This window comes from Neisseria sp. RH3002v2f (genome assembly GCF_014596375.1).
Lineage (GTDB): Bacteria > Pseudomonadota > Gammaproteobacteria > Burkholderiales > Neisseriaceae > Neisseria > Neisseria cinerea.
The window spans coordinates 1-7,892 of sequence record NZ_MAYZ01000003.1 but is presented as its reverse complement, the minus strand read 5'-3'; the positions used below and the strand labels follow the sequence as shown (position 1 = coordinate 7,892).

General features: G+C 49.2%; 9 protein-coding genes. 6 read left to right on the top strand and 3 right to left on the bottom strand.

Annotated elements, in window-relative coordinates; all coding sequences use genetic code 11:
* The coding region (locus BBW69_RS00440; protein WP_188210064.1) for a cation transporter at window positions 1–265 on the bottom strand (265 nt) is incomplete at its 3' end.
* Window positions 266–453: 188 nt separating this feature from the next.
* On the opposite strand from BBW69_RS00440, the gene trxB reads away from it, so the two are divergent.
* The 6 genes from trxB (at window position 454) to mltB (ending at window position 4,194) form a co-directional block, all read left to right on the top strand.
* Window positions 454–1,398, top strand: coding sequence for a thioredoxin-disulfide reductase (trxB, locus tag BBW69_RS00435; RefSeq protein WP_188210063.1), 945 nt, complete (start codon window positions 454–456; stop codon window positions 1,396–1,398).
* Between the two features lie 148 nt (window positions 1,399–1,546).
* The gene (gene rpsF / locus BBW69_RS00430) at window positions 1,547–1,915 is read left to right on the top strand and encodes a 30S ribosomal protein S6 (RefSeq protein ID WP_002232587.1); all 369 of its coding nucleotides are present in this window, start codon (window positions 1,547–1,549) and stop codon (window positions 1,913–1,915) included.
* Window positions 1,916–2,218, top strand: coding sequence for a primosomal replication protein N (priB, locus tag BBW69_RS00425; protein ID WP_118792160.1), 303 nt, complete (start codon window positions 1,916–1,918; stop codon window positions 2,216–2,218).
* 6 nt (window positions 2,219–2,224) lie between these two features.
* Window positions 2,225–2,455 (top strand): 30S ribosomal protein S18, encoded by a 231-nt coding sequence (rpsR, locus tag BBW69_RS00420; RefSeq protein ID WP_002213306.1) that lies wholly within the window; start codon window positions 2,225–2,227, stop codon window positions 2,453–2,455.
* A gap of 16 nt (window positions 2,456–2,471) precedes the next feature.
* On the top strand, window positions 2,472–2,924 hold the full coding sequence (rplI, locus tag BBW69_RS00415; RefSeq protein WP_003678156.1) for a 50S ribosomal protein L9: 453 nt from the start codon (window positions 2,472–2,474) through the stop codon (window positions 2,922–2,924).
* Between the two features lie 202 nt (window positions 2,925–3,126).
* Window positions 3,127–4,194, top strand: a complete 1,068-nt coding sequence (gene mltB / locus BBW69_RS00410) for a lytic murein transglycosylase B (protein ID WP_188210062.1) — start codon at window positions 3,127–3,129, stop codon at window positions 4,192–4,194.
* Window positions 4,195–4,255: 61 nt separating this feature from the next.
* Here mltB and BBW69_RS00405 read toward each other — a convergent pair whose 3' ends face one another.
* Window positions 4,256–6,277 carry a recombinase gene (locus tag BBW69_RS00405; RefSeq protein WP_188210066.1) on the bottom strand — a complete coding sequence of 674 codons (2,022 nt, stop codon included), beginning with the start codon at window positions 6,275–6,277 and terminating at the stop codon, window positions 4,256–4,258.
* A 44-nt stretch (window positions 6,278–6,321) separates the two neighbouring features.
* Window positions 6,322–7,884 carry a dipeptide ABC transporter ATP-binding protein gene (locus BBW69_RS00400; protein ID WP_188210065.1) on the bottom strand — a complete coding sequence of 521 codons (1,563 nt, stop codon included), beginning with the start codon at window positions 7,882–7,884 and terminating at the stop codon, window positions 6,322–6,324.
* Between the last annotated feature and the right edge of the window lie 8 nt (window positions 7,885–7,892).

The window sequence follows — 7,892 nt, the reverse complement described above, 5'->3', positions numbered from 1 at the left end:
ACCTCCAGCCGATATGGTGTTCTGCTTCGGGTTGCGGCAATGTATCTTCCGTTTTTTCCTTCGCGCCGTAACCTGTTTTCTCAATAATTTTGGCAATGTCGGCTACTGAGGTTTTGCTGTCGTCAAACGTAACCTGCGCTTCCTCGCTAGCAAAGTTTACCCCAGCCGATTCGACAAAATCTTTTTTGTTCAACACTTTTTCAATGCGCGAAGCACATGCTTGACAGGTCATGCCTTCGATTTGGAAACGGACTTTTTGTTGCATAATTTCATTCCTCGTTTGATGTTCAGGCGGTATAAAAATCCAAATGTGTCTAGGTCGGATGTTATGGTTTCAACGCCTCACATCGGACAGTGCTGGCTGTTTCAGACATTCAAGTTGTGCTTATATGTTTTGCAGCAAACCAATTTGCAGTAGAATCCCCCGGTCTGCATACAGCGAAAGAAGAAATCATGAGCAACCACCATAAACTGATTATTTTAGGTTCGGGTCCGGCAGGATATACGGCTGCCATTTATGCCGCACGTGCCAATTTAAACCCCGTCATTATTACAGGTATCGCGCAAGGCGGGCAACTGATGACGACGACCGAAGTGGACAACTGGCCTGCCGATGCCGACGGTGTCCAAGGTCCGGAATTGATGTCTAGATTCTTGGCGCACGCTGAACGTTTTGGAACTGAAATCATTTTTGACCAAATCAACGCCGTCGATCTGCAAAAACGCCCGTTTACACTCAAAGGTGATATGGGTGAGTACACTTGCGATGCTCTGATTGTAGCAACAGGCGCGTCCGCAAAATACCTCGGTTTGCCGAGTGAGGAAGCGTTTGCGGGGAAAGGTGTTTCCGCCTGTGCTACATGCGACGGTTTCTTTTATAAAAACCAGGATGTCGCCGTGGTTGGCGGAGGTAATACGGCGGTCGAAGAGGCGCTTTATCTTGCCAATATCGCCAAAACCGTTACCTTGATTCACCGCCGCAGCGAATTTCGTGCGGAAAAAATCATGATAGACAAGCTGATGCAGCGTGTTGATGAGGGAAAGGTTATCCTCAAATTGGAAAGCAACCTGCAAGAAGTATTGGGCGATGAGCGGGGCGTAACCGGTGCCATGATTAAAGGTAATGGCGGTTCCGATGAACAAATTGCGGTCAGCGGTATATTTATTGCCATTGGACACAAACCGAATACCGATATTTTCAAAGGACAGCTGGAAATGGACGAAACCGGCTACTTGAAAACCAAAGGCGGTACGGCGGACAATGTCGGTGCAACCAATATTGAAGGTGTATGGGCTGCCGGCGATGTGAAAGACCACACGTACCGTCAGGCAATTACCAGTGCGGCCTCCGGATGCCAGGCAGCTTTGGATGTGGAACGCTGGTTGGGCAGCCGGTAATTCTGATTAAAGCTTAAAGTGTGGCCAAGGTTTTTGTATCAAATTCCTTGATTTATTTTCCAAAGACCAATATAATGCCTGCTCTTTGAACCTTGCCTTCTGCTTTCGCATGGCAGAAGGCTGTTTTTACCATCCATAAGGAGATAACATGCGTCATTACGAGATCGTGTTTATCGTTCATCCTGATCAAAGCGAGCAAGTGCCCGCTATGGTTGAGCGTTACAAAACCATGATTACCGAGGCAAACGGTAAGATTCACCGTCTGGAAGATTGGGGTCGCCGTCAACTGGCTTACCCGATTAACAAAATCCATAAAGCACATTATGTTTTGATGAACATTGAAACTACTCCCGAAGTTGTTGAGGAGTTGGAAACCGCGTTCCGTTTTAATGATGCGGTATTGCGTCATCTGACCATCAAAACCAAACACGCCGTTACCGAAGCATCCCCTATGTTGGGTGGTGAAAAGGCTAAAAACCTGCTGAGCGGTGCGTCTGAAGAAGCGGCTGCCCAATAATTGGGATTCAATAATCTTGTTTCGCTTGCCGCGTTGATTGAAAAGGTTTTCCCTATTCGATATACGCCTGCCGGAATCTCTGTCTTAGATATTATTTTAAAGCATGAATCATGGCAGAAAGAAAATGGGCAGCAATGTCTTGTCCAATTGGAAATTCCGGCACGGATTTTAGGCAGGCAGGCGGAAGAGTGGCAGTATCGGCAGGGTGTATATGTTCACGTCGAAGGTTTTTTAGCTCAAAAAAGCAGACGTTCCCTTATGCCGATGCTCAGAATACAAAATATTAAAGAATATAAAGGTTAAACGACAATGGCTCGTCAATCATTCAAACGTAGAAAATTCTGCCGTTTTACGGCTGAAAAAATCCAAGAAGTCGATTACAAACAAGTTGATTTGCTGAAAGACTTTATCTCTGAAAACGGTAAAATCATTCCTGCCCGCATTACAGGAACGAAGGCATTCTACCAACGTCAATTGGCTGTTGCCGTAAAACGTGCACGTTTCTTGGCACTCCTGCCTTATACCGACCAACACAAATAATTTTGGAGTTTAAATCATGCAAATTATTCTGTTAGAAAAAATCGGCGGTTTGGGTAATTTGGGCGACATCGTTACTGTAAAAAACGGTTATGCCCGCAACTTCTTGATTCCTGCTGGTAAGGCAAAACGTGCTACTGAAGCGAACATGAAAGAGTTTGAAGCACGCCGCGCAGAACTGGAAGCCAAACAGGCTGAAATTTTGGCAGATGCCCAAGCCCGTCAGGAAAAATTGGATGGTCAAACCATTACAGTTGCCCAAAAAGCAGGTGTGGACGGCCGTCTGTTTGGTTCCGTTACCAATGCTGACATTGCAGCTGCAATCGTTGCGGCCGGCATCGAAGCTGCCAAAGCGAATGTACGACTGCCAAACGGTCCTTTGAAAGCCGTTGGCGAGTATGAAGTAGAAGTTGCTTTGCATACTGATGCTGTTGCTAAAATTACTGTTGCCGTCGTTGCTGCAGCTGAGTAATTGAAATTATCAGAATGCCGTCTGAAACCATGTTCCGATTATCGGTAAGGTTTCAGACGGCATTTCTTTTACTTTTAAATTTCCAATGAGAAAAGTGTGCAGTTTTTTTGCTGCTTCCGCATATCGGTATCGTCGGTGTGTCGGTTAATGATGTTATGTTGCCGTAACTGCTTTTATTTTCTGTATCTGTTTGGGGTTTTCTATGAAAACGATAAAAATACTTCCGTTGGCAATTTGTTTGGCGGCTTTGTCTGCCTGTACGACGGTTAAGACAATTGAGAAAGAAGGAAATGAACGTCCGCAAAATGAACGTCCGCAATTTGATGTTGTGGCAGAGTCAGTATCCAGCAGCGGATTTGCCGCCAATGCCAATGTCCGCCGTTTTGTGGATTATGAGGCTGAAAAGGGAGATTTTTCCCGAGTGGAATTAGGGAATTTTTTTGATAATGCGGTTTATAAGGCAAACATTATCAATATCATGTACAAACCTTCTACATCCAGACCGTGGTATGAATTTAAGGTTGGTAATTCGGGAGCTGCAAAATTTAACGGGGCCCGAAAGTTTTATTCTGAAAATCAGGCGGTAATTGAAAGAGTGGCGGATGAATATGGCGTACCTGCCGAACTTATCGTGGCGATTATAGGGATTGAAACAAATTATGGTAAGAATATGGGCAGTTTCCGAGTTGCCGATGCATTGGCAACTTTGGGCTTTGATTATCCCCGCCGTGCCGAGTTCTTCCAAAAAGAATTGGTTGAGCTTTTGCGGTTGGCAAAGGAAGAGGGCAGTGATGTTTTTGCTTTTAAGGGCAGTTATGCGGGTGCAATGGGTATGCCGCAATTTATGCCTTCGAGCTACCGGAAATGGGCGGTAGATTATGACGGAGACGGACATCGGGACATATGGGGCAATGTTGGCGATGTAGCAGCTTCTATTGCCAATTATATGAAACAGCACGGTTGGGCGACCGGAGGAAAAATGCTGGTACCCGTTACGCTGACGCCGAGTGCGGATATTCAAGCCATAATTGGAGAAAAAACGGCATTAGTGCGGACAGTTGCAGACCTGAAGGCTTATGGTATCAAACCTCAGGAAGAGGTTGCAGATCATGAAAAGGCAATCTTGTTCAGCTTGGAGGTTAAACCCGGCGTATTTGAATATTATTTAGGTTTAAACAATTTTTATACGGTTTGGCAATACAATCACAGTCGGATGTATGTAACGGCAGTCAGGGATATTGCCAATTCGCTTGGAAAGCGTAAATTGTAAGTTTTAATTTGTGGTATCAATACCGTCTGAAACGTTTATCTGTTTCAGGCGGTATTTTTGTTTATGGAATTTTGGTTTGTTTTTTTGTTATATTTTTGTTTTCTAACTCTGTGGAGATAGGAAAAAATAGTATAAAGGGATTGGTTTTAATCTGATTCCATAAACTTTTGACTAGGTTGCGGATGCTGCTGATTTTTGTGCCTCGTGCCCTGAGGGCGACAAATAGTGCAAGGCTGAAACTCACGCAGAGGTTGACCAGACCGATGGCAAGAATGTTTAGAATGCCAAGGGTGAAGCTGATAATACCGATATTGCCGCTGACGGAGGCATAGCCGAGGTTGGCGGATGAGAATGCGACGTGGCGGATGTCTAGGGGGAGGCCGATAAGTTGGCCGATGTAACCCGTCATACCCAGCAGCATCCCGAAGATAAAGTTGCCGGCCAAGGAGCCGTAGTGTTTGTGTATGTAGGAAGCAAGGGCCCGGCGGGGTTTGGGGCGCATGATTTTGCGCAGCAGCGGGTTAAAGGGAAGACGCTGGCGAAGGTTGAGGTAGTCGGCACGGTTATCGAAAAAACCTGCGATGATTCCGGAACAAAAGAGCCATACCCCTGCGATGGCGGCATACCAGAGGGTAGGTTGGGTAAAAATATCGATTGATTTGAATTGGTAGGCGGTGGTATGGGCATCGAGTATGGGTTGTTGGTACAGATGGGTATAGCCGATCGATATAATACATGCCAAAAGGATGGCGACGGAGACATTGCCGAAAACGGCAACACTTTGCGAGCGGCATACGTCGATTAGGAGTTTGGCGAGTTTATTGTCCGCTGCTTTGCCTCCTTCGTTGAGATCGACCTGTTCGGCGAAGCTGGCGGCGGTCATGGCGGGCTGTTTCGTTGCAACAGTGCAATGCAGTATGTGGATGAGCATGAAGCCTATGCCGTAGTTAAGCCCGGATAGGAAGGCTGTGGCAAAGGGGCTGAAACCAAGTGTGCCGATATGGATTTTGTGCAGTGCCATTAGGGAGATGATGACACCGCCGCCCGCTGCGGAGTAGAACATTTTGAAATATTCTTTGCGGTTGCGGGTAATGTAGTGTTCGCCGTGGTTGCTTTTATTTTCAGTAATGCTGCGGGCGAGCATTCTGATACTGCTGCGGCGCAGGTGGCGGGTGCTGTATTGTTCGACTGCGGCATAGATGAGGGAGTTCATCAGGGCAATGGTAAGCCGGCTGTGGTTGCTGATATCGGTTTGAATGTCGGTCAGGAGTTTCAGACGGCATAGGGTCTGTTGGAGTCGTTCGAGCAGGTGGGCAACCTTTACGGATGATCCCGAACCTGCACCCGTACCTCGACGGCGCAAGTAGTCGATTTGGGTTCCGCATTGGTCGAACATAACTTCAAGATGTGCGGTATCGTAAGGATTGTGCTCTTTTCGGTAGTGTTCGACCAGCTTGGCAGTTTCGCGTTGGAGGGCGACAAAAGGTGAGTCTGCCTCAAGCAGGCGAGGTGCAATGCGGATGAGGTCGGGTTCGATGGCTTCGGAGGCAATCCAAATAGCAAGCATTTCAATAGCGCGCAGCCGGGCATCGGCAAGTTGTCGGCATGCTGTTTGCAACAGTGCGGGCTCGGCGTTGGCGCGGATAAGTTCGTATAGGCCCAGCCACTGGCGGATATGGAGGGTTTGCAGCCATTTGTCGTCGTTTTCGGAGTGGAAAAGGTAGAGGAATACTTCACGCAGGTTGGCAAAGTCTTTGTAGGATGGGCTGAAGCGTTCGTATATTCGTATACCCATTTCCCGGGAAAAGCTGTGGCGCGAGAAAATACCGAGTTTGATAAGGGCGGGGTAGATGTGGACTTGGGAAAGCCATGTATAGAAGCGTCGGCTGAAATGGCGGCAGAGAGTTTCGTCTTGTTTGAGCGTGGTAATGATTAAATCGAAGTGTTCCGCAGCCTGTTTTTTGCCGCCGCGGCGGATGAATTTGATTAACGCATTCAGGATGAGGACGAAATCGGTATCGTTCAGACTTTCGGAAAGGAGCGGATACAGGTTTTGCCGGGTAATTTTCTTCATATTTGTAATTATACCGTATTGATTTCCAGTAGATACCCTATAAGAGGGGTTTGCTAATCTAATATATGCTGGAACTTCATCAGATGGCGCGTGTAATCGCTGGAAGGGTTGGCAAATACGGTTTCGCAGTCGCCCTCTTCGACGATTTTGCCGTCTTTCAACACCATCACGCGGTGCGACAAGGCGCGGATGACGGCGAGGTCGTGGCTGATGATGATGAGGCTGAGGCCGTGTTGTTTTTGCAAATCGGCGAGCAGCTCCAGAATCTGTTGCTGCCATTGTACGTCGAGCGCGCTGGTGGGTTCGTCCAACACGAGGATTTTCGGGCGGACGATGATGGCGCGGGCGATGGCGAGCCGCTGGCGTTGTCCGCCGGAAAAGGCGTGCGGATAGCGTTCGAGCGCGTCTTCGGGCAGCCCGACCTGCCGCAATACGTCTTGCACGCGCTGCCGCACTTCTGCGCGGGGTAAATCGGGTTCGTGGACGCGCAGGGCTTCGGAAACGATGTTAAAGACGTTCATGCGCGGGTTGAATGCGCCGAAGGGGTCTTGAAACACCATTTGTATATTGCGTCTGGATTCATGTTTCCAGTCTTCGCCGTTGATTTTCAGACGGCCTTCCGCGTCGATAAGGTGCATGACGGTTTTTGCCAGCGTGGTTTTACCACAGCCGCTTTCGCCGATGATGCCCAGCGTTTCGCCCGCTTTCAAATCGAAGGAAACCGGCTCCAGCAGGGTTTTGCTGCGTTTTTTGAACCAACCTGCCGTTTCTTTGACGGCAACGGAAAGCTGCTCCGCCTGCAAGACGGTGGCGGGGTTGTTCGCAAAAGGAACAACCTTACGCGCGGCGCCGGCGTCCAACAGCATTTTCGTGTATTCGTGTTGCGGACGGGCGAACACTTCCGCCGCTGCGCCCGTTTCGACAATGCGTCCGCCGCGCATCACGGCAACGTCGTCTGCAAAGCGGCGGACAAGGTTCAGGTCGTGGGTGATGTAGAGCATGGTCATGTTATGTGCCTGCTGCAAACGCGCCAACAAATCAAGAATCTGCGCCTGCACGGCGACATCCAAGGCGGTGGTCGGTTCGTCGGCAATCAGGAGTTTGGGTTCGGCGGCGACTGCCATTGCAATCATCGCCCGCTGCCGCTGTCCGCCGGAAAGCTGGAAGGGATAGGCAAAGGCTTTCTGCTCCGGCTCGCGGATGCCGGTTTCCGCCAAGAGTTCGACTGCCCTCGCCCATGCCTGTTTTTTGTCTAAACCCAGATGCAGGGTCAGCACTTCGGCAATCTGAGCGCCGACGCGCATCACTGGGTTGAGCGCGGTCATCGGTTCTTGAAACACCATGCCGATTTCCCGCCCGCGCAGCTTTTGTAGGGCGCGTTCGGATTGGGTCAGCAAATCGTTACCGTAAAATTTCAGAGTGCAACGCCTCCCTGTGGGACTACCTTCAAACGACACCAGCGGATTCAGCCGCATAATGCCCTGCGCCAGCACGGTTTTACCACTGCCGCTCTCGCCGACCAATGCCAGTTTCCTGCCGGTCTGTACGGTCAGGCTGACATCGTGCAGGACTTGCTTGCCGGGGAAAAAGGCGTTTAGGTTTTCAATCTCAAGGATGGGGCGGG